Raw genomic sequence first — 19,374 nt, 5'->3', positions numbered from 1 at the left:
GCAAGAACTCTGATTTCCACGGTTTGCTCCTGGGTCAACATCGACGGCCTCGAAAAGGCCGCCAAACTAGCCCAAGTGGATCAGTTTTACTTCGCTGGGGTGGGTCAGTTTTACACTGCTGCTAACACGGAACCGCTGAAAATTCCGTCACTCCAGTTCCAGGCCTGCGACGATCGCATCGAGATCGATCGTCTTGCCGCTGCTTTGAAAGGTGTAGTGCCCGTTGAGCAGGATGTGCCGCCATGCCGCAGGCGAAATTTTTGTGATGAGTGCCAGCGCCTTGCTGTTGCCGGCCGCCTCGTACTTGGTCACCAGCCGCGACAAGATTGCCGAGTTGTAGAAAATGATCGTGTTGGCGATCAGCCGTGCGCACTGGTTGCTGATCTCGATTTCAATGTCGGTGCGACCGGTCAGTTCCTTCTTACCGCCGACCTGGGCAATGGCCGAGCGTAGCTGATGGTAGGACTCGAGGCGATTTTGCGAGCGGTGCACGTTGCGTTCCAGTTGCGGATCGCGCAGGTAGCGAAGCGTGTAGATGCTGCGGATGAGCTTGTCGAACTCGAAGATCGCGCGCCGCGTCGGGTTCGTCGTGGTGTAGGTGCACAGCTTGCGGATCAGCGTGCCCTGCGTCATTTCCTTCAGCCCGAGTGTGGCGACGATCCGGTCGATGTTCGGCTTCTCGCGATGGATGAGATCGCAGTCGATTTTCCCGACTGGCCGAATCAGGCACGCCTGATACTGTGCTGGATCGTCAGCGCAGTAGAGTTCTTTCAATTGCGCGTTGAGGTCGGTGAAGCGCGGCTCGAACCGCCGGCCAAACCAATGCAGGATGGCGAAGTTGGCCTTGTTGACGCTGTGCATGTCGCCGGTGATCGCGGTCGGCATGATGTCCGACGTGTTGCGATACCAGATGTCGAACACGTGGTGGGCCTCGTAGTCGTGCGCGCCGATCAGGTAGCCGTTGAGCGGGATGTGGTTGCACAGCAGCGTGTAGGCGACCACGCCCTTGCCGCGCCCGAAGTACTTGCGCGAATAGCGCGCCTTCACGGTCGGCCGTTCGACGCTGAATTTCTGCCCGTCGACGGCACCGTACAGCGTTTCGAGGTCGAACGAGTAGTATGGGAAGATCGGTAGCGTGGCGATGGCGTTGCTGATGCAGTCGTTGGCCGCGTGCAGCGTTGCCTGGCGCAGGTACTGCTGGTAGCCGCTATCCAGCACGTGGTACGGGATGTCGCTGGTGCGCGCCATGACGTGGTTGCCGTGGTTCATCGCTTGCGCGATGATGACCGCCATCAGGCTGTCAGCGTCGGCGACCTTCTTCGCGTAGCGCGGCTGCATGGGCGTGAACGCCGACAGAAACTTGCACTCGTCGTTGACGAAGCGAAACACGTCGGCCACGTCGCAGAACGGAAGCTTCTCGTAGAATGCCTTTTCGCGCGCTTTCTCATTCTCGCTCTTGGGCTTGCGCCAGGTCAGTTTCTGCGTGTCCTTGTTGTATTCGAGGTGCGTCAGCTTGCCCTGTTTCAGCTCGCGGTTGAACGCCAGCCACTGCGTGCGCAGTTCGGCAGTCAGCGCATCGAGTTGGGCATGGACGGGTTGCTGCAGGAAGGGGATCTCCATTTTTGCGAGCACATCGATCTTCCTGTCCATCTCAACCAGTTCATCTGAGAAGTGCCGGTGTTGCAGGCTGTCGTCGAGGTAGAGTTCACCCGATTGGAGACGCTTCCTGATCTGGCGGTACAGCCAGAACTCGTAGCGGTCAGCGTGCAGGCCGGTTGGTTTACCGTCGGCGTCGAAGGTCAGCAGGTACGGCCGCAAGCGTTTCGGAAGTGTCGCCGCGGGCCACTCGTCGAGTGGCCGTTGCGACAGCCGCTGCTGCTTGGCAAAAACACCTTTGGCCCAGGCCAGCGCGGCAAGCCATGGACTGTCTGGATTGGAGCCGGAGAGGTCGAGCGCAACGTACAGTGGACGAAGATGGCGGCGCATGCGGTCGGCCAGCCCGTCCACCGCCTGCCACTGCAAGGCCAGCTTGCTCGCCGGCTTCACGCTCATACGCTGCGCCGTGGTTTGCAGCGTATCGCGAGGCATGATCTTGTAGGCGCGCTGCCGCACCTCGCCGAAGGGCGTGGGATCGGCCACGCTATCATCAACGTAGAGTGACAGCAGGCGGCCTACCCGCGGCGTTTCCTGCTGACGGCGCACCTGCTCGTCGGCAAAGGATTGTTTGGCACCAGCGCTGCTTTCGTCCTCCAACTGCTTCATGTGGTACGCCATCGCATCGACCAGGTTGTCGGAGAGCTGCCGGTAGCGTACCCAGGCATAGCACAGCAGGTAGAGTTGGGTCTGATCGGCCTTCAGATTGCGCAGGTCGTGGACGGTGTAGAAGTTTGCCAGGCTCGCGTAGTACAGCAGGTTCTGCTGCGAGACGTCGAGTTTAGGCAGCAGTGTCTTGGCGATTGCGTGCAGCGGCTCCAGCGTGGCGCGCTTTTCGCGCTCGCGGACCATCTGGCGCCAGCCGAAATTCTTGGCGTCCTGCTTGAGCGCCGCCAGTTGCGACAGGGTGTCATCACGGACCAGAAGCTGGCTCAGCGCGGCCTTGGCAGATTCGTCCAACGCTTGCTCCAGCAGATTGCCCAGGCGCCGGCGCTCGGCGGATAGCGTTTCGCTGACCAACTCTTGCAAGGTCGTATAGCCGGGCCGGATAATCTTGTGCTCATTGAGCCAGACGATCAGCTCGGCGGCGACGAACCCCGGCGTTACGTCACGCCGCACGGTCCGTGCGGCCTGCTGCTCGAGCTGCGGCAGGAAGGCGGCCGACCACGGCCAGTAGCCGAATAGTTTGGCGATCTGCTCGCGCTGGGTGTAGCGTTCATGCTTGGTGATCGCCTTGGGTTCGAACACCTCGCCGTGGAAATAGCGGCTCAGCACGAAAGCGCAATCGTCCTCGACTTCGTCCCAGTCGAAACTGAAGAAGGCATGCTTGGCCTTGAAGTAGCCGATCTGCAAGAGGCAATAGACCTTGGCATGAAGACTGGGCCGGCTGTTGGCAAGCGCCAACTCGGTTTCTGTCACAGCCAGATATTCCAGCTGCTGCGCATCATCGAACTCCGGCAGGCCATACAAGGCCTCCTGTTCGGCGTCGGATAGGACGCTGAGTAGCTTGTTCTTCTTGCTCATGGCCCGTTCTTGCTATCTTGAGGTTTCGTAGAAACATGGGGCATTTTCGATTCTACTGAAATAATCGTTATTATCGCGTTACTCGCTTTTCGAATCGCAACCTGTCCATATGAAAACGGGCCAGACTACGGCTTCGAGTTCTACCCCAGTCGGCTTTCCCGATGCGGATTCGCTGGCTGCCTTGCGCGGCTGGTACGCGGGACTCAGCTCTCGCGCGGCCGTTGAACACTACCTGGCGGCACGCAAGGCCGCCGGTCAATCAGCGCGAGGGATGCTGGGGCATATCCGCCGCCAGCTCATCGTTTTCGCCAACAGCCGCCACCGGCCGGATCTGGCCGACGTGTTCCAGCACGCCCCCGAAGAGCGACAGGGGCGCGCGGGTGCCGTCGAACGCGCGATCCGGCTCTTGCCCACGCTGCCGGCGCCGAAGCCCCAGATCAGCGACAGCATCGACCAGTGGCTGTCTCCGAGGACCGTCAGGGCACTGCAGGCGTACGGTATCCACACCCTCTCGGCGCTGACCGTGCGCATTCCCCGCCGGCGTGGCTGGTGGAAAGCCATCGAGGGACTCGGCATGACAGGCGCCCGGCAGGTCGAGGCTTTCTTTGCCGCACATCCGCAGCTCACCGAGCGCGCCCGGGCCCTGATCCCGATTATTCAGCCCAGCGGCATCGTGCCGTGGGAGCAGTTGCGTCTGCCGAACGAAGTCGACGGCTCGCAGGGCAATTTCCGGGCCCCGCGCAACGCTTGCACGCTGAATGCGACCAACGACTACGAGGCCGTGCAGGCCTGGCTGGCGCTGCACGAGACTGTCGCCACACAGCGCGCCTATCGCAAGGAGGCTGCGCGGCTAATCCTGTGGGCCATCGTCGAACGCGGACGGGCGCTATCATCCCTGACCACGGACGATGCAATCGCGTACCGGGCCTTTGTCCGGCACCCGACCCCGCGCGAGCGTTGGGTGGGGCCACCTCGACCACGCGATTCGGTGGAATGGCGCCCCTTCTCGGGCGGCTTGTCCGCACGCTCGGCAGCGTATGCGCTGACGGTGCTCTCGGCGCTGTTCCGGTGGCTCATCGAGCAGCGCTATGTGCTGGCCAACCCTTTCGCCGGCGTCAAGGTACGCGGTCACGCCTTGCGGCCCGCACTGGATACGGCGCGAGGCTTTACCGAGGGAGAATGGCTACTGCTGCGCGCCATTGCAGACGGCCTGGAATGGTCCTACGGCTGGTCCGAGCCGGCAGCACAACGCCTGCGCTTCATGCTCGACTTCGGCTATGCCACGGGCCTGCGCGCTAGCGAACTGGTCGGCGCCGTCCTGGGTAATGTCCGCCTCGACGAGCACGGTGACCACTGGCTGCATTTGGTTGGCAAAGGTGGCAAACCAGGTAAGGTGGCCTTGCCGCCGCTCGCGTATACGGCGCTGGACCAATACTTGGCACAGCGTCAACTGCCAGTCAGCCGGGAACGGTGGAATCCGAAAACGCCCCTGGTGGGCAGTCTTGGGGAAGACGGTAATGCCGGCATCACCGGCCCTCACCTTTGGTGCGTGTTGCGAAGATTCTTTACGCAAGCCGCTGAGGCCATTGAGGCCGATCATCCGGTCGCCGCCGAAAAGCTGCGCCGTGCCACGCCTCATTGGATGCGTCACAGTCATGCCAGCCATGCGTTGGCCCGGGGAGCTCAGCTCACCGCGGTGCGCGACAACCTACGCCATGCGTCGATCGCCACGACGTCGATGTATTTGCATGGCGATGAGCTCGAGCGCGCCAGGCAGATGCGGCAGGCTTTTGGCGCTCGTCACGTCAAGCGAGGAGTCGACTGAATTTTCATCATACGGAATGACGGAATTTTCTGGGATTCCCGCTTAGAACCCCGTATACCAGCACTCACCGAACCGCCTTGATCGCCAACACATTGCACAGCGGATGTTCCAGCACATGCGCCGTGGTCCCGCCCAGGAACGTCTGCATGGCATCATGCCGGTGGCTGCCCATCACGATCACATCCGCCCGGCTGTGGCCGACGAACTGGGCAATCGCCTTGATCGCGGCCCCTTCCAGGAAGTGCCTGCGCTCCAGCGGGATCTGGTGGTGGTCGCCCAGCCGGTTGAACGCCGCCCGCTGCGCGGTGCGCACGCTGACATCGAAGCCGGGCATGGTCACCGTGCCAGCGCCGAAGTCGGCAATGTGTGTCTTGGCCGCGTCGCATACATGCAGCAGGTGCAACTCGGCATTGCACTGCAGGGCCAAGGCATGGGCGCAGCGGATCACCTGCTCATCCAGATGCTCGCCTGCGCCATGGCTGTTCAGGTCCACCGCGGCGGCAATCTGCCGGGGCAGGGGCAGGCGGATATCGCTGACCAGGTGCACGGCGACCGGGCTGTCCTTCAGCAACTGCCAGTCCAGTGGCGTTACCAGCAAGCGCTTGAGCACCGGTTCGTGCTGCACATCCTTGATCAGCAGGTCGCAGCCCAGGCGCTCGACCCGTTCCAGCACACTGCTCAGCGGGTCGCGGGTCAGCAGCAGTTCGGTAGATACATCCAGGCCGGCGTTGGCCAGTTGCTCGGCTTCGTCCGCCAGCCATTGGCGGTTGTCACTGAGCAGCCGTTCCCGCTCGCGGCTATCGCTCATCAAACCGAAGGTGTCGACATCGTCGACGAACACGTTGATATCCAGCAACGCACCGCTGGATTCCGCCAGCGCCGCAGCGCGTTGCAGCGCTGGCGTGTGGCGCATCTGCGGGCCGAGCATGACGAACAGACGCTTGAACTGGCTCATCTCACACCTCCACGTGTGGCAGCCCCCCGGTGATCTGGTCTTGTTCAGTCTAGACCGCGCAGGGCGCATGAGCAGCCTGGTGGAGGCTGGCGCGGCACTGCGTGTCGGGTATGATGCGGGCCCCATCATTTTCACGAGGCCCGCCCCATGTCCCTGAGTGCTGAACAGATCGGCGAATTCCGCGCCTTTGCCGAGCAGCTGGCCGATGCCGCTGCCGTGGCGATCAAGCCATACTTTCGCGCCAGCCTGGACGTCGAGGACAAGGGTGGGCGCCTGTACGACCCGGTGACCGTGGCCGACAAGGCAGCCGAGGACGCCATGCGCGAGCTGATCCAGGCCCGCTATCCCGACCACGGCATCCTCGGCGAAGAAGCCGGCGTGGCAGTCGGCAGCAGCCCGCTGACCTGGGTGCTCGACCCGATCGACGGCACCCGCGCCTTCATCACCGGCCTGCCGCTGTGGGGCACGCTGATCGCCCTGAACGACGGCACGCGCCCGGTGGTCGGGGTGATGAACCAGCCGTTCACCGGCGAACGCTTTGTCGGAACGCCGGAAGGCGCCTGGCGCAGCGGTGCGCCGTTAAAGACCCGCGCCTGTGCCGACCTGGCCTCCGCCACGTTGATGTGCACCACGCCGGACATGTTCGATACCGCCGCGCGGAAGGCCGCGTTCGAGGCCGTTGCCGGCAAGGCGCGTCTGATGCGTTACGGTGGCGATTGCTATGCCTATTGCATGCTGGCTTCCGGGTTCGTCGACGTGATTGTCGAGGCGAGCCTGCAGCCATATGACGTGCAGGCGCTGATGCCGATCATCGAAGGGGCGGGCGGGGTGATCACGGCGTGGGATGGCAGCAGCGCGCAGAATGGCGGGTGCGTGGTGGCCTGTGGCGACCCGGCGCTGCATGCGCAGGTGGTGGAGATGTTGCGTCACGCCATGTAACTTGTGCAGCAACGGTGCCGTGCTGTTCGTGGGGCGCTCCACGATCAGCACGGCAGGTGCTGCACGCTAAATCAATTTATTGCTGATGATGCTGAAACGAGTTCATACAAGTAGGCAAAAGCAGCCTCGGCGTTCGGCCTGTGGCCAATTTTGTCTTGGCTGCCTTCTGTGTATCCGGTCTTTGCAAGAATAGCGACCAACTCCTTGGCTGTTAGGCAGAGGTTGAATTGTTCGATGCTGTAGGACTGCAGCAGCGCAGCGACGCCGACTACCAGAGGCAGCGCGCTCGAGGTCCCGGCGAACCGTGCTGTGTAATCCCTGGTATGGCTGCTGTCTGGGCTGAAGAGGTCACCATAACCAGTGGTGACCACCCTGGGGCTGCCCCAGGAGTTAACCAGTAGTCCATAATGGTTGTAATTGGAATAGCCCTGAATGCGGCCATCTGAATCTTGACATGCCGCCACCAGGAAAGCGCCACTGTCGCCAAAATCTTCCATCAGGTTCTTTTCAATCAGCCAGGCCAAATCGGAAAGGCCGTTACCCGCCGCCATGAACACGATGCCACCGCGTTCAACCACCGCTTTTATTTTGCTCCACCAACTCCAATAAGCGATGATGGGGTAGGCGTCTGCGGTCTGGATATCCAGGCTGACAATATCGCCAGGCAATACATCATCCAGAATGGGCTCCATGGTTGTACCTTTATCGTAATAGATGAAGTTACAGTCGTGTGCAACGCCTTTGATGCCAACACCATTGTCCATGGCTGCAATTACGCCTGTGGAGGCTGTGCCATGCTCCTTATTGCTCTTGCCATTGGTTGCAATCGTAATGTGCCCTTTCAGGTCTTCATGGTCCTCATATACACCGAAGTCAAGATGCCTTACGGTGGCGTGTGAACCAACCGATTGCCGCCAGGCTTCTCTCACGTTCATGCCCAATTGACCGGTGGCTGATATTGCATCAAGGTAGCCCTGCCTGTCTGTGAAGTCCGGAGTCTGGTCGCTGTTGAGTTCAGTGACTGGCAGCTTCTCAGTCGTGTTATCGAAGTCCGGCGATTTGGCGTTCAGCGAATGAGGCGTTGGTGTCAGGGCTGCATACCTCACGTAGTCCAGCTTGCTCAAAATTTGGGTGATCGACAGCATGTCCGCTATTTCAATTGTTTGCGTGATGCTGTACAGATCCTGACGACGAACCGGATTTTTTGTCAACTCAAGGTGGCCAACCTTGTCTTGGATAGCGCGCAGCGGGTCGTCTTTGCGGAAGTGTTCCAAACCGTCCGTTTCGAATTGAATTTCAATATAATAGCTGCAATCGGGCGAAGGCCTGAAGTTCTCTTTCGTGGAAAAGTATTTTACGCGTGCAGAGGGGTTGGAGGAGGTGCTGATCGACGGTATTTCTATATCGGTAATCGAAATTTTTTTGGACACGTGCTCTTCGGTTGTACCATCCTGGTAGGAGATGACTACCTTGCCATGGTATTGATTCTTGGGTTCGTGTTTCACTTGGGTGAACGAGCACACTGTAGTAAATATTCGTTCTTGCACCTCGCTCCCTGAGGGGATGTCATTTGAATACAGAGTATATTCTATCGATTTGATGTGTTTGGTTGACCCCCAGGAAACGAGACCCAAATAGCCCAGTAACCTCAAATGGATAGTATTGTCAAACTTCGCGTGCCTGGATATTGCAAGTTCTTTTTTCATGTGTATACCGATGCATTGAGGGGCAAGCAGGCGTCTGCTGCCATGATATAGATAGCTATTCCATATAATTCTCTACAGGAAAATTATTAGCCCCTCGAAACAAAGCGTAAACTAGCAAGACTGCGAGGTTGATCTGATGGAGCTTTGAGTGAATGCCTGATGGATTACCCGTACGGGCATGACCGGCGCGGCATTTTGCGCAGTCAATCTGCCATCGTACGGCGTCATCCTGACGTATGGCGTATCCACGTGATGTCAGTTCATCGAGCTCCTCATAATTGGCGCACATAGCACTTTTTCCAATTTCCGGGCTCTATGCTTGGCCAGGCCACACTGATCCACGGTGCGGCCGCCGAATATCGACCCGGTGCCGATGGTTGCAAGCAAGCCAAAATTCTTCCCCCGCGTGCTAATGGCAGGCGCCCTCACATGCCTGTGCGCCTGCACCCAGCAGCAGGGCCGCGACGTGCTCGACCAGTTCGGCAACGGCAAGCCCAGCGAACTGTTCCAGACCAGCGTCGACCGCCTGGCCACGCTGTCCATGCGCGACAACCTGCAGAGCTTGTACCTGCTGATGAACAAGCTGTACCTGCGCAACCCCAACCAGTGGAAGCTGTCCGGCTACGTGGATGCTGCAACTGCCGAGCGGCAGATCCGTATCGCCATCGAGCAACGCCAGCCCTTGCCGCAATTGGGCAACCGTCGCGACCTGGCAGCCTTGAGCTACGCCCTGAGCCCCGAGTTTCGCGGTGACCGGGTCGGTGCGTTCATCTACGCCATCGGCAGCATGCTGATTACCGCGCACGGCGGCCGTACCGAGTTCTACATGACCGATACCATCGACCCGCTGTTCGTCAACAACGCGGCGCGCAATATCGAAAAGGCCACCTGGATGTTGAGCCAGCGGCAGGATGCCAATGGTGTGCTGCTGTTGTTCTCCAACGAGATCTCGGAAGAGGGCAGCAACCTGAGTTTTGCCGTGGAGTTCGGCAAGATCGTGGCACGGCTGGACTTGCTGGCGGAGTTGCTGGATGAGCGTTATCGACGAATTGGGTTGAATTATGCGCAAAGCCTGCTGTTGATGAATTTCCTGCCGGTGCAGTGAAGTGAGCGGTGCCGGGCTGCCTGAGCCGTTCGATAAACGAACACTGACCTGTCCTTACTGTTCGCTATCCGCCCATCCATTCCCAAGGTCGCATTGCCCAACCCCCGCCTTTTTGCTTAAGTGTGCCCATCCACCGGTTGTCGCCTGCCCCCGCGACTCGCAGCCGGCTCGATAGAATGACCGTGACGACCGCAACCACAGCCCGCCGGGCCGTAGGATGCGGCAACCAGAACAATAACGATCCGGGTAACCTTGCCTATGGAAAGCCGCCTGCTGAGCGAGCGCAGTAGCGTGTTTCATCACGCCGACCCTTATGCTGTGTCCGATTATGTCAACCAGCACGTAGGCCAGCATTGCATCGGTCTGTCCCGCACCACTCATCCGCAAGCCAGTCTCAGTCACCGCAAGTTCGCTGAGCTGGACCTGTGCCGCATCAGCTACGGCGGCAGCGTGCGCGTTACCTCGCCGGCACTGGAAACCATCTACCACCTGCAGGTGCTGCTCAACGGCAACTGCCTGTGGCGTGGGCACAAGCGCGAGCACCACCTGGTGCCGGGCGAACTGTTGTTGATCAACCCCGACGACCCGGTTGACCTGACCTACTCGGAAGACTGCGAGAAATTCATCCTCAAGGTGCCGACCCGGCTACTGGACTCGATCTGCGACGAACAGCGCTGGCACCGCCCTGATGGCGGGGTGCGGTTCTTGCGCAACCATTACCGGCTGGACGAGCTGGACGGGTTCGTCAACCTGCTGGCCATGGTCTGCCAGGAAGCAGAGGTGAGCGATTCGCTGCCCAGGGTGCAGGGCCACTACAGCCAGATCGTCGCCAGCAAGCTGCTGACCCTGATGAGTACCAATATCCGTCGCGAATGCCTGAGCGGGCCGCAAGCGGGGCTTGAGCGCATTCTTGACTACATCGAGCGCAACCTGAAGCTGGAGTTGTCGGCTGAGGTACTGGCAGAGCAGGCCTGCATGAGTTTGCGATCACTGTATGCGTTGTTCGACCAGCATCTGGGCACCACACCCAAACATTACGTGCGCCAGCGCAAGCTGGAGAGGGTGCATGCATGCCTGAGCGATCCGACCTGTGGGGTGCGCAGTGTGACGGAGCTGGCCCTGGATTACGGTTTCCTTCATCTGGGGCGTTTTTCCGAGGTCTATCGGCAGCAGTTTGGTGAGTTGCCGTCGCAGACGTTCAAGCGGCGGGGATGACATCCGCCCGCTTGGCCACCTGACATTTCTGCCAGTTGTTTGCATTTCATGCACAACACACCATTTGTCTTATCTCGGGTAAAAGGTTGCAATCATGTCGACTTCATTGCAGTACACCGTTTATGGACATGATGGATGCAGTCAATACGCACCAGTGCTGCGCTTCAGCGGGCAGAGAAAAGCGCCGGTTGCAGGGCACTATTTGCTGGGGAATGGATACCGTGCGTTCAATCCGATATTGATGAGGTTCCTCAGCCCTGACAGCTGGAGCCCGATGGGCGCTGGAGGGTTGAATTGTTACGTCTACTGTGCTGGGGATCCCGTTAATAATACTGACCCGAGCGGTCACTTCAAGCTTCCCAGAGTGCGGTTGCCGAGCGTTCGCCCTAAGGCAGGGTTTCACATGCGAAATCCAGAATCCAAAGGGAAAACAACGACTTCTCCGGTAGTAAGCGAACGTATCGTGGGAGCGGTCAATGAGCTGGGCCGTGGTTATGGGAATCAGTTGAGCCACATAATGACATCGGCGGAACGGTCTGATCCTCAAATTCTGCTGGTGGAAGGCACCACGCTGAAACTGATCAGCAATTATGGAGAAAACTTGAAACGGGAAGCGGGTTGGACAGTCAGCCAAGCTGCAGCACCTATCAGTTCGCAGAGTCGACTAAGCGAGGCGATCGGCGTGCTCGTTCCGCTCTACGAAAAGATGAAGCTCGCCAAAAATACTCCTAGTGCAATCAGCTGGCTACATGACCCCAAACGGCAAATTCCGAACGTGCGAGATCCCGGCAAAGCTGGATAGCACTCTGCACAATCCGGATAGTCCCCCGCAAGCGGTCTCCCTAACCTGACCAGGTCTAAACAATAACAAGGGAGACCCTGGCCATGTCCCTGGGATTCGACTACCTCAATGCCTTGCTCGAGGACGACCGTGAAAAGGGCATCTACCGCTGCAAGCGCGAGATGTTCACCGACCCACGCCTGTTCGACCTGGAGATGAAACACATCTTCGAGGGCAACTGGATCTACCTGGCCCATGAAAGCCAGATACCCGAGAAAAACGACTTCCTCACCCTGACCATGGGGCGCCAGCCGATTTTCATCGCGCGCAACAAGGACGGTGAGCTCAATGCCTTCCTCAACGCCTGCAGCCACCGCGGCGCCATGCTCTGCCGGCACAAGCGCGGCAACCGCTCCAGCTACACCTGCCCGTTCCACGGCTGGACCTTCAACAACAGCGGCAAGCTGCTCAAGGTCAAAGACCCAAGCAACGCCGGCTACCCCGACAGCTTCAACTGCGACGGCTCCCACGACCTGACCAAGGTGGCACGCTTCGAGTCGTACCGTGGCTTCCTGTTCGGCAGCCTGAAGGCCGACGTCAAGCCGTTGGTCGAGCACCTGGGCGAGTCGGCCAAGATCATCGACATGATCGTCGACCAGTCGCCGGAAGGCCTGGAAGTGCTGCGCGGCGCCAGTTCGTACATCTACGAAGGCAACTGGAAGCTAACCGCCGAGAACGGCGCCGACGGCTACCACGTCAGCTCCGTGCACTGGAACTATGCCGCCACCCAGAACCAGCGCAAGCAGCGCGAGGCGGGTGACGAGATCAAGACCATGAGCGCTGGCGCCTGGGCCAAGCAGGGCGGGGGCTTCTACTCCTTCGACCACGGCCACCTGCTGCTGTGGACCCGCTGGGCCAACCCTGAGGACCGCCCGGCTTACGAGCGCCGCGACCAACTGGCCGCCGACTTCGGCCAGGCCCGTGCCGACTGGATGATCGAGAACTCGCGCAACCTGTGCCTGTACCCGAACGTGTACCTGATGGACCAGTTCAGCTCGCAGATCCGCATCGCCCGGCCGATCTCGGTGAACAAGACTGAAATCACCATCTACTGCATCGCGCCGAAAGGCGAGAGCGCCGATGCCCGCGCCAAGCGTATTCGCCAGTACGAAGACTTCTTCAACGTCAGCGGCATGGCCACCCCCGACGACCTGGAAGAGTTCCGCTCGTGCCAGACCGGCTACGGCGGCGGTACCGGCTGGAACGACATGTCCCGCGGCGCTGAACACTGGGTGGAAGGCGCCGACGAGGCGGCCCGGGAAATCGAGCTCAAGCCGCTGCTGTCGGGCGTACGCACCGAGGACGAAGGCCTGTTCGTGCTGCAGCACAAGTACTGGCAGGAAACCATGATCCAGGCCTTGAAGGATGAACAGCAACTGATCCCCGTGGAGGCCGTGCAATGAGCCTGTATGCAACCGTGCGCGACTTCCTTTTCCGCGAAGCGCGTTACCTGGATGACGCCCAGTGGGATCAGTGGCTGGAAATGTACGCCAGCGATTGCACCTTCTGGATGCCGAGCTGGGACGATGACGACACCCTCACCGAAGACCCACAAAGCGAAATCTCGCTGATCTGGTACGGCAACCGTGGCGGCCTGGAAGACCGGGTGTTCCGCATCAAGACCGAGCGCTCCAGTGCGACCGTGCCCGACACCCGCACCTCGCACAACATCAGCAACATCGAGATCGTCGAGCAGGGCGAGGGCAGCTGCCAGGTGCGCTTCAACTGGCACACCCTGAGCTTCCGCTACAAGACCACCGACAGTTACTTCGGCACCAGCTTCTACACCCTCGACCTGCGCGGCGAGCAGCCGCTGATCAAGGCCAAGAAGGTGGTGCTGAAGAACGACTACGTTCGCCAGGTCATCGACATCTACCACATCTGATCCAGGGTTTTGCGAGCGCTGCCCGGAGCGTCCTGCGACGTACCGTGGCCCGGCTCGCCCGCGAGGTGCAACATGAGCTACCAGATCGCACTGAATTTCGAAGACGGGGTTACCCGCTTCATTGAGGCCACCGGCCATGAAACCGTGGCCGACGCCGCCTACCGCCAGGGCATCAACATCCCGCTGGACTGCCGCGACGGCGCCTGCGGTACCTGCAAGTGCAAGGCCGAGTCCGGCCGCTACGACCTGGGCGACAACTTCATCGAAGATGCCCTGAGCGAAGACGAAGTCGCCGAAGGTTACGTACTGACCTGCCAGATGCGCGCCGAGAGCGACTGCGTCATCCGCATCCCGGCCTCGTCGCAGCTGTGCAAGACCGAACAGGCCAGTTTCGAGGCCGCCATCAGTGATGTCCGCCAACTGTCGGCCAGCACCATTGCCCTGTCGATCAAGGGTGAATCCCTCAGCCGCCTGGCCTTCCTGCCGGGGCAATATGTCAACCTCAAGGTGCCGGGCAGCGAGCAGAGCCGAGCCTATTCGTTCAGCTCGCTGCAGAAGGACGGCGAGGTCAGCTTCCTGATCCGCAACGTGCCGGGTGGGTTGATGAGCAGTTTCCTGACCAACCTGGCCAAGGCCGGCGACAGCATGACCCTGGCCGGGCCGCTGGGCAGCTTCTACCTGCGGCCGATCCAGCGTCCGCTGTTGCTGCTGGCCGGTGGCACCGGCCTGGCGCCGTTCACGGCGATGCTGGAGAAGATCGCCGAGCAGGGCAGCGAGCACCCGCTGCACCTGATCTACGGCGTGACCAACGACTTCGACCTGGTCGAACTCGACCGCCTGCAGGCGCTGGCGGCGCGCATCCCCAACTTCACCTTCAGTGCCTGCGTGGCCAACCCCGACAGCCAGTACCCGCAGAAGGGCTACGTGACCCAGCACATCGAACCGCGCCACCTCAACGATGGCGATGTGGATGTGTACCTGTGCGGCCCGCCACCGATGGTCGAGGCGGTCAGCCAGTACGTGCGCGAGCAGGGCATTACACCGGCGAACTTCTACTACGAGAAGTTCGCGGCGGCGGCCTGATTTCCTTCATCCGAACATAACACCGCTTCTGTGGGAGCGGGTTCACCCGCGAAGAGGCCGGCAGGTACAGCGGTTTTGTCTTGTCGGACGCATTCGCGGGTAAACCCGCTCCCACAGGGACCGCGGGCTAGCGGAGATTTGCATATGAACAACCGATTCCAAGGCAAGGTCGCCCTGGTCACCGGTGCCGCCCAGGGCATCGGCCGTGGCGTGTGCTGGCGGCTCAAGGCCGAAGGCGCGCAAGTGATAGCGGTAGACCGCTCCGAACTGGTTCACGAACTGGCCAGCGAGGGCATGCTCACCCTCACCGCCGACCTGGAACAATATGGTGACTGCGCCAGGGTCATGGCCAACGCGGTTGAAGCGTTCGGCCGCCTCGACATCCTGGTCAACAACGTTGGCGGCACCATCTGGGCCAAGCCCTTCGAACACTACGAAGTGGACCAGATCGAAGCCGAAGTACGCCGTTCGCTGTTCCCCACCCTGTGGTGCTGCCATGCCGCACTGCCATACATGCTCGAACGTTGCAGCGGCGCCATCGTCAACGTCTCGTCCATCGCCACCCGTGGCGTCAACCGCGTGCCCTACGGCGCAGCCAAGGGTGGCGTCAACGCGCTGACTGCGTGCCTGGCCTTTGAAACCGCCGGCCGTGGCATCCGGGTCAACGCCACTGCTCCCGGCGGCACCGAAGCGCCACCCCGGCGCGTACCGCGCAACAGTGCCGAGCAGACCGAACAGGAAAAGCACTGGTACCAGCAGATCGTCGACCAGACCCTCGACAGCAGCCTGATGCACCGCTACGGCAGCATCGACGAGCAGGTGGGCGCAATCCTGTTCCTGGCTTCCGACGAAGCCTCGTACATCACCGGCGTGACCTTGCCGGTAGGGGGCGGCGACCTCGGCTGAGCGACACCCCAAGGCAAAAAGCTTTCTTTCACAACAAAAACAAGAGCGACAGATGCCATGCGAACCCTTGACGTACACCCGATCATCGATAACGCGCGCTTTACCCCGTTCCACTGGATGGTCATGGCCTGGTGCGGCCTGCTGCTGATCTTCGACGGCTATGACCTGTTCATCTACGGCGTGGTACTGCCGGTCATCATGAAAGAGTGGGGCCTGACCCCGTTGCAGGCCGGTGCACTGGGCAGCTATGCGCTGTTCGGCATGATGTTCGGCGCCCTGGCGTTCGGCAGCCTGGCCGACCGCATCGGGCGCAAGAAGGGCATCGCCATCTGTTTCGCCTTGTTCTCCGGGGCAACCATCCTCAACGGGTTTGCCAGCAGCCCGAGCGAGTTCGGCATCTACCGCTTCATTGCCGGCCTGGGCTGTGGCGGCCTGATGCCCAACGCCGTGGCACTGATGAACGAGTACGCGCCCAAGCGACTGCGCAGCACGCTGGTAGCGATCATGTTCAGTGGCTACTCGCTGGGCGGCATGCTCTCGGCGGGTGTCGGCATCTTCATGCTGCCGCGTTTTGGCTGGGAATCGATGTTCTTCGCCGCAGCGGTGCCACTGCTGTTGTTGCCGGTAATCCTGTACTACCTCCCTGAATCGATCGGTTTCCTGGTACGCCAGGGCCGTACCGACGAGGCCCGCAAGATGCTCAAGCGGCTGGACCCGGATTGCGACGTGAAGGCGGACGATGTGCTGCAGGCGGCCGACCGCAAAGGCAGCGGGGCTTCGGTGCTGGAACTGTTTCGCAACGGCCTGGCCATTCGCACCCTGGCGCTGTGGCTGGCGTTCTTCTGCTGCCTGCTGATGGTCTACGCGCTCAGCTCCTGGCTGCCGAAGCTGATGGCCAACGCCGGCTACAGCCTGGGCTCGAGCCTGTCGTTCCTGCTGGCGCTGAACTTCGGTGGCATGGCCGGGGCGATTCTCGGTGGCTGGCTGGGCGACCGTTACAGCCTGGTCAAAGTCAAAGTGGCGTTCTTCATCGCCGCCGCGCTGTCGATCAGCCTGCTGGGCGTGAACAGCCCGATGCCGGTGCTGTACCTGCTGATCTTCATTGCCGGCGCCACCACCATCGGCACGCAGATCCTGCTGTATGCCGGCGCCGCCCAGCTGTACGGGCTATCGGTGCGTTCCACCGGGCTGGGCTGGGCCTCGGGCATCGGCCGCAACGGCGCCATCGTCGGCCCGCTGCTGGGTGGTGCACTGATGGGCGTCAACCTGCCCCTGCAGCTCAATTTCATCGCATTCGCCATCCCTGGCGCAATTGCCGCGCTGGCAATGGCCGTGCACCTGGCCAGCGGCCGTCGGCACGCCCAGGCGGTTGCGGCACAGGCGTAACTCCAGAAAAACAACATGAGGTAAACCACCATGACCGTGAAAATTTCCCACACTGCCGAGGTACAGCAGTTCTTCGAAGAGGCCGCAGGCTTTGGCAACGATGCCGGCAGCCCGCGCCTGAAGCGCATCGTGCAACGCGTGCTGCAAGACACCGCGCGGTTGATCGAAGACTTGGACATCAGCGAAGACGAGTTCTGGCATGCCGTCGACTACCTCAACCGCCTGGGTGGCCGCGGCGAGGCCGGGTTGCTGGTGGCTGGGTTGGGCATCGAGCACTTCCTCGACCTGCTGCAGGATGCCAAGGACCAGCAGGCAGGCCTTGTCGGCGGCACTCCACGCACCATCGAAGGCCCGCTGTACGTGGCCGGCGCGCCGATCGCGGAAGGTGAAGTACGCATGGATGACGGTAGCGAGGAGGGCGTGGCCACGCCGATGTACCTCGAGGGCCAGGTGCTCGACCCACAAGGGCGGCCGTTGCCTGGGGCCACGGTCGACCTGTGGCATGCCAATACCCGTGGCACCTATTCGTTCTTCGACCAGAGCCAGTCCGAGTACAACCTGCGCCGGCGCATCATCACCGATGGCGAAGGCCGCTACCGCGCACGCTCCATCGTGCCGTCCGGGTATGGCTGCGATCCACAGGGGCCGACCCAGGAGTGCCTGGACCTGCTCGGCCGTCACGGCCAGCGTCCGGCGCATGTGCACTTCTTCATCTCGGCACCGGGGTACCGACACCTGACCACGCAGATCAACCTGGCCGGAGACAAATACCTGTGGGATGACTTTGCCTATGCCACGCGGGATGGGCTGGTGGGCGAGGTGGTGTTCGTCGAGGGCGAGGCGGGGCGACATGCCGAGTTGAAATTCGACTTCCAGTTGCAGCAGGCCCGGGGCGGTGCCGATGAGCAGCGCAGTGGGCGGCCGCGGGCGTTGCAGGAGGCCTGATCCACCCAGTTGTCTTCTTCGCGGGTGAACCCGCTCCCACAGGTACGGCGCAAATGCTGGAACCTGTGTAGTCCCTGTGGGAGCGGGTTTACCCGCGAAGAAGGCAACACAAGAACAAGAGCCGGTCACTTAGCCCGGCCAGATGCCTTGCGAGAGGTGCCATGAAAACCCTGATCAAGGACAGTTCACTGTCCGCCATCGTCGCCGGCTGCATCGCCACGATGATCTCCTACGCAGGCCCCTTGGTGATCATCTTCCACGCCGCAGAAGCCGCCGGCCTGTCCCATCGGCAACTGTCCTCCTGGGTCTGGGCAGTGTCCATGGGCAGTGCCGTACTCGGCGCGCTGCTCAGCCTGCGCTACCGGGTGCCGGTGGTGATCGCCTGGTCGATCCCTGGCTCGGCGCTGTTGGTCAGCGCCTTGCCGCAACTGGGCCTGGAACAGGCCGTTGGCGCCTACCTGGTTGCCAACCTGGTCCTGCTGCTGATCGGCATCAGCGGGGCCTTCGACCGTATCATCGCGCGCCTGCCGGGCTCCATCGCCGCCGGCATGCAGGCCGGCATCCTGTTCAGCTTCGGCATCGAAGTGTTCCGCGCCTTGCCGGTGCAACCGCTGCTGGTACTGGCGATGTTCGTCACCTACGTGCTGATGCGCCGGGTGCAGCCGCGCTACGCCGTGGCGGCGGTGCTGTGCGTGGGCACACTGGTGACCGTGGCCAGCGGGGCGTTTCGCAGCGAGGCCTTGGTGCTGGAGCTGGCGTCGCCGCAGTGGGTCACCCCGCAGTTCAGCCTGGCAGCGGTATTCAGCCTGGCACTGCCGCTGGTGCTGGTGGCCCTTACCGGGCAGTTCATGCCGGGCATGGCAGTACTGCGCAACGCCGGCTACCCCACGCCGGCCAGCCCGATCATCAGCGCTAGCGCCCTGGCCGGTGCCGCGCTGGCGCCGTTCGGTTGCCACGGGCTGAACCTGGCGGCGGTCACCGCCAGCCTGTGCACCGGGCATGAGGCCCATGAAAACCCACGGCGGCGCTATGTCGCGGCGGTGGCTGGCAGTGCGCTGTACCTGCTGCTGGGGATCGCCGGGGCCACGCTGATGTCGCTGTTCGCAGCATTCCCCGCCGCCCTGATCGCCGCCCTGGCCGGGCTGGCCCTGTATGGGGCCATCAGCGAAGCCCTGGCCCGCAGCCTGGCGGAACCAACCGAGCGCGATGCCGGGCTGTTCACCTTCCTGGTCACCGCTTCGGGGGTGGCCTTCCTGGGCCTGTCGGCAGCCTTCTGGGGCCTGCTGTTCGGCCTGCTGAGCCATGGGTTGCTGAGGCTGCGCCAGCCACGTGCCCGGGAGGTGCTGCGCCGTACCCCATGAACCGCCGTGCTTCCAACGCTTTACCCATAAAAACAAGATCAAGAG

General features: G+C 61.5%; 15 protein-coding genes. 12 read left to right on the top strand and 3 right to left on the bottom strand.

Annotated features, from left to right (window positions below; translation table 11 throughout):
* Positions 1–147: 147 nt before the first annotated feature.
* On the bottom strand, positions 148–3,177 hold the full coding sequence (tnpA, locus tag WM94_RS11485; RefSeq protein WP_004152392.1) for a Tn3-like element Tn4401 family transposase: 3,030 nt from the start codon (positions 3,175–3,177) through the stop codon (positions 148–150).
* A 109-nt stretch (positions 3,178–3,286) separates the two neighbouring features.
* Between tnpA and tnpR the strand changes: the two genes are divergently transcribed.
* A complete protein-coding gene (tnpR, locus tag WM94_RS11480; protein ID WP_004152391.1) occupies positions 3,287–5,002 on the top strand; it encodes a Tn3-like element Tn4401 family resolvase TnpR in 1,716 nt (571 codons plus the stop codon).
* Positions 5,003–5,066: 64 nt separating this feature from the next.
* Here the strand turns inward: tnpR and WM94_RS11475 are convergent, their stop codons facing one another.
* Positions 5,067–5,957, bottom strand: coding sequence for a universal stress protein (locus WM94_RS11475; protein WP_013972683.1), 891 nt, complete (start codon positions 5,955–5,957; stop codon positions 5,067–5,069).
* Between the two features lie 147 nt (positions 5,958–6,104).
* Here WM94_RS11475 and hisN point away from each other — a divergent pair, with 147 nt between their 5' ends.
* On the top strand, positions 6,105–6,896 hold the full coding sequence (hisN, locus tag WM94_RS11470; RefSeq protein ID WP_061551251.1) for a histidinol-phosphatase: 792 nt from the start codon (positions 6,105–6,107) through the stop codon (positions 6,894–6,896).
* Between the two features lie 71 nt (positions 6,897–6,967).
* On the opposite strand, the gene WM94_RS11465 is transcribed toward hisN, so the two are convergent.
* The gene (locus tag WM94_RS11465) at positions 6,968–8,602 is read right to left on the bottom strand and encodes a S8 family serine peptidase (RefSeq protein ID WP_061551250.1); all 1,635 of its coding nucleotides are present in this window, start codon (positions 8,600–8,602) and stop codon (positions 6,968–6,970) included.
* 373 nt (positions 8,603–8,975) lie between these two features.
* Between WM94_RS11465 and WM94_RS11460 the strand changes: the two genes are divergently transcribed.
* The 10 genes from WM94_RS11460 to WM94_RS11420 all read left to right on the top strand — a co-directional run bounded on the left by WM94_RS11460 (position 8,976) and on the right by WM94_RS11420 (position 19,329).
* Positions 8,976–9,707 carry a hypothetical protein gene (locus tag WM94_RS11460; RefSeq protein ID WP_061551252.1) on the top strand — a complete coding sequence of 244 codons (732 nt, stop codon included), beginning with the start codon at positions 8,976–8,978 and terminating at the stop codon, positions 9,705–9,707.
* A gap of 258 nt (positions 9,708–9,965) precedes the next feature.
* On the top strand, positions 9,966–10,922 hold the full coding sequence (gene benR / locus WM94_RS11455; protein ID WP_061551249.1) for a benABC operon transcriptional activator BenR: 957 nt from the start codon (positions 9,966–9,968) through the stop codon (positions 10,920–10,922).
* Positions 10,923–11,016: 94 nt separating this feature from the next.
* Positions 11,017–11,724 carry an RHS repeat-associated core domain-containing protein gene (locus WM94_RS31100; protein ID WP_082810561.1) on the top strand — a complete coding sequence of 236 codons (708 nt, stop codon included), beginning with the start codon at positions 11,017–11,019 and terminating at the stop codon, positions 11,722–11,724.
* 83 nt (positions 11,725–11,807) lie between these two features.
* On the top strand, positions 11,808–13,166 hold the full coding sequence (gene benA, locus WM94_RS11450; RefSeq protein WP_039613617.1) for a benzoate 1,2-dioxygenase large subunit: 1,359 nt from the start codon (positions 11,808–11,810) through the stop codon (positions 13,164–13,166).
* Positions 13,163–13,648, top strand: a complete 486-nt coding sequence (gene benB, locus WM94_RS11445; RefSeq protein WP_013972678.1) for a benzoate 1,2-dioxygenase small subunit — start codon at positions 13,163–13,165, stop codon at positions 13,646–13,648. The genes benA and benB overlap by 4 nt, the downstream gene beginning before the upstream one ends.
* A 72-nt stretch (positions 13,649–13,720) precedes the next feature.
* Complete coding sequence (benC, locus tag WM94_RS11440) at positions 13,721–14,731, top strand: benzoate 1,2-dioxygenase electron transfer component BenC (protein ID WP_061551248.1); 1,011 nt, start codon at positions 13,721–13,723, stop codon at positions 14,729–14,731.
* A gap of 144 nt (positions 14,732–14,875) precedes the next feature.
* Positions 14,876–15,637, top strand: a complete 762-nt coding sequence (locus tag WM94_RS11435; protein ID WP_061551247.1) for a 1,6-dihydroxycyclohexa-2,4-diene-1-carboxylate dehydrogenase — start codon at positions 14,876–14,878, stop codon at positions 15,635–15,637.
* 57 nt (positions 15,638–15,694) lie between these two features.
* The gene (locus tag WM94_RS11430; protein WP_061551246.1) at positions 15,695–17,023 is read left to right on the top strand and encodes an aromatic acid/H+ symport family MFS transporter; all 1,329 of its coding nucleotides are present in this window, start codon (positions 15,695–15,697) and stop codon (positions 17,021–17,023) included.
* Positions 17,024–17,053: 30 nt separating this feature from the next.
* Positions 17,054–17,968 (top strand): catechol 1,2-dioxygenase, encoded by a 915-nt coding sequence (gene catA, locus WM94_RS11425; RefSeq protein WP_061551245.1) that lies wholly within the window; start codon positions 17,054–17,056, stop codon positions 17,966–17,968.
* Positions 17,969–18,129: 161 nt separating this feature from the next.
* Positions 18,130–19,329, top strand: a complete 1,200-nt coding sequence (locus WM94_RS11420) for a benzoate/H(+) symporter BenE family transporter (RefSeq protein ID WP_061551244.1) — start codon at positions 18,130–18,132, stop codon at positions 19,327–19,329.
* Positions 19,330–19,374 lie beyond the last annotated feature (45 nt).

Origin of the sequence: Pseudomonas sp. ABFPK, assembly GCF_001586765.1 — a bacterium.
GTDB lineage: Bacteria > Pseudomonadota > Gammaproteobacteria > Pseudomonadales > Pseudomonadaceae > Aquipseudomonas > Aquipseudomonas asiatica.
Note: the sequence above shows the minus strand (reverse complement) of the source record. Positions and strands in the feature narration are given on the sequence as shown.

Bases quoted from the DNA above. Each gene is read 5' to 3' on its own strand.
- benB (WP_013972678.1), top strand. From the start codon at position 13,163: ATGAGCCTGTATGCAACCGTGCGCGACTTCCTTTTCCGCGAAGCGCGT.
- WM94_RS11465 (WP_061551250.1), bottom strand. From the start codon at position 8,602: ATGAAAAAAGAACTTGCAATATCCAGGCACGCGAAGTTTGACAATACT.
- benA (WP_039613617.1), top strand. From the start codon at position 11,808: ATGTCCCTGGGATTCGACTACCTCAATGCCTTGCTCGAGGACGACCGT.
- WM94_RS11475 (WP_013972683.1), bottom strand. From the start codon at position 5,957: ATGAGCCAGTTCAAGCGTCTGTTCGTCATGCTCGGCCCGCAGATGCGC.
- catA (WP_061551245.1), top strand. From the start codon at position 17,054: ATGACCGTGAAAATTTCCCACACTGCCGAGGTACAGCAGTTCTTCGAA.
- WM94_RS11435 (WP_061551247.1), top strand. From the start codon at position 14,876: ATGAACAACCGATTCCAAGGCAAGGTCGCCCTGGTCACCGGTGCCGCC.
- WM94_RS31100 (WP_082810561.1), top strand. From the start codon at position 11,017: ATGTCGACTTCATTGCAGTACACCGTTTATGGACATGATGGATGCAGT.
- WM94_RS11420 (WP_061551244.1), top strand. From the start codon at position 18,130: ATGAAAACCCTGATCAAGGACAGTTCACTGTCCGCCATCGTCGCCGGC.
- tnpA (WP_004152392.1), bottom strand. From the start codon at position 3,177: ATGAGCAAGAAGAACAAGCTACTCAGCGTCCTATCCGACGCCGAACAG.
- benR (WP_061551249.1), top strand. From the start codon at position 9,966: ATGGAAAGCCGCCTGCTGAGCGAGCGCAGTAGCGTGTTTCATCACGCC.
- WM94_RS11430 (WP_061551246.1), top strand. From the start codon at position 15,695: ATGCGAACCCTTGACGTACACCCGATCATCGATAACGCGCGCTTTACC.
- tnpR (WP_004152391.1), top strand. From the start codon at position 3,287: ATGAAAACGGGCCAGACTACGGCTTCGAGTTCTACCCCAGTCGGCTTT.
- benC (WP_061551248.1), top strand. From the start codon at position 13,721: ATGAGCTACCAGATCGCACTGAATTTCGAAGACGGGGTTACCCGCTTC.
- hisN (WP_061551251.1), top strand. From the start codon at position 6,105: ATGTCCCTGAGTGCTGAACAGATCGGCGAATTCCGCGCCTTTGCCGAG.
- WM94_RS11460 (WP_061551252.1), top strand. From the start codon at position 8,976: ATGGTTGCAAGCAAGCCAAAATTCTTCCCCCGCGTGCTAATGGCAGGC.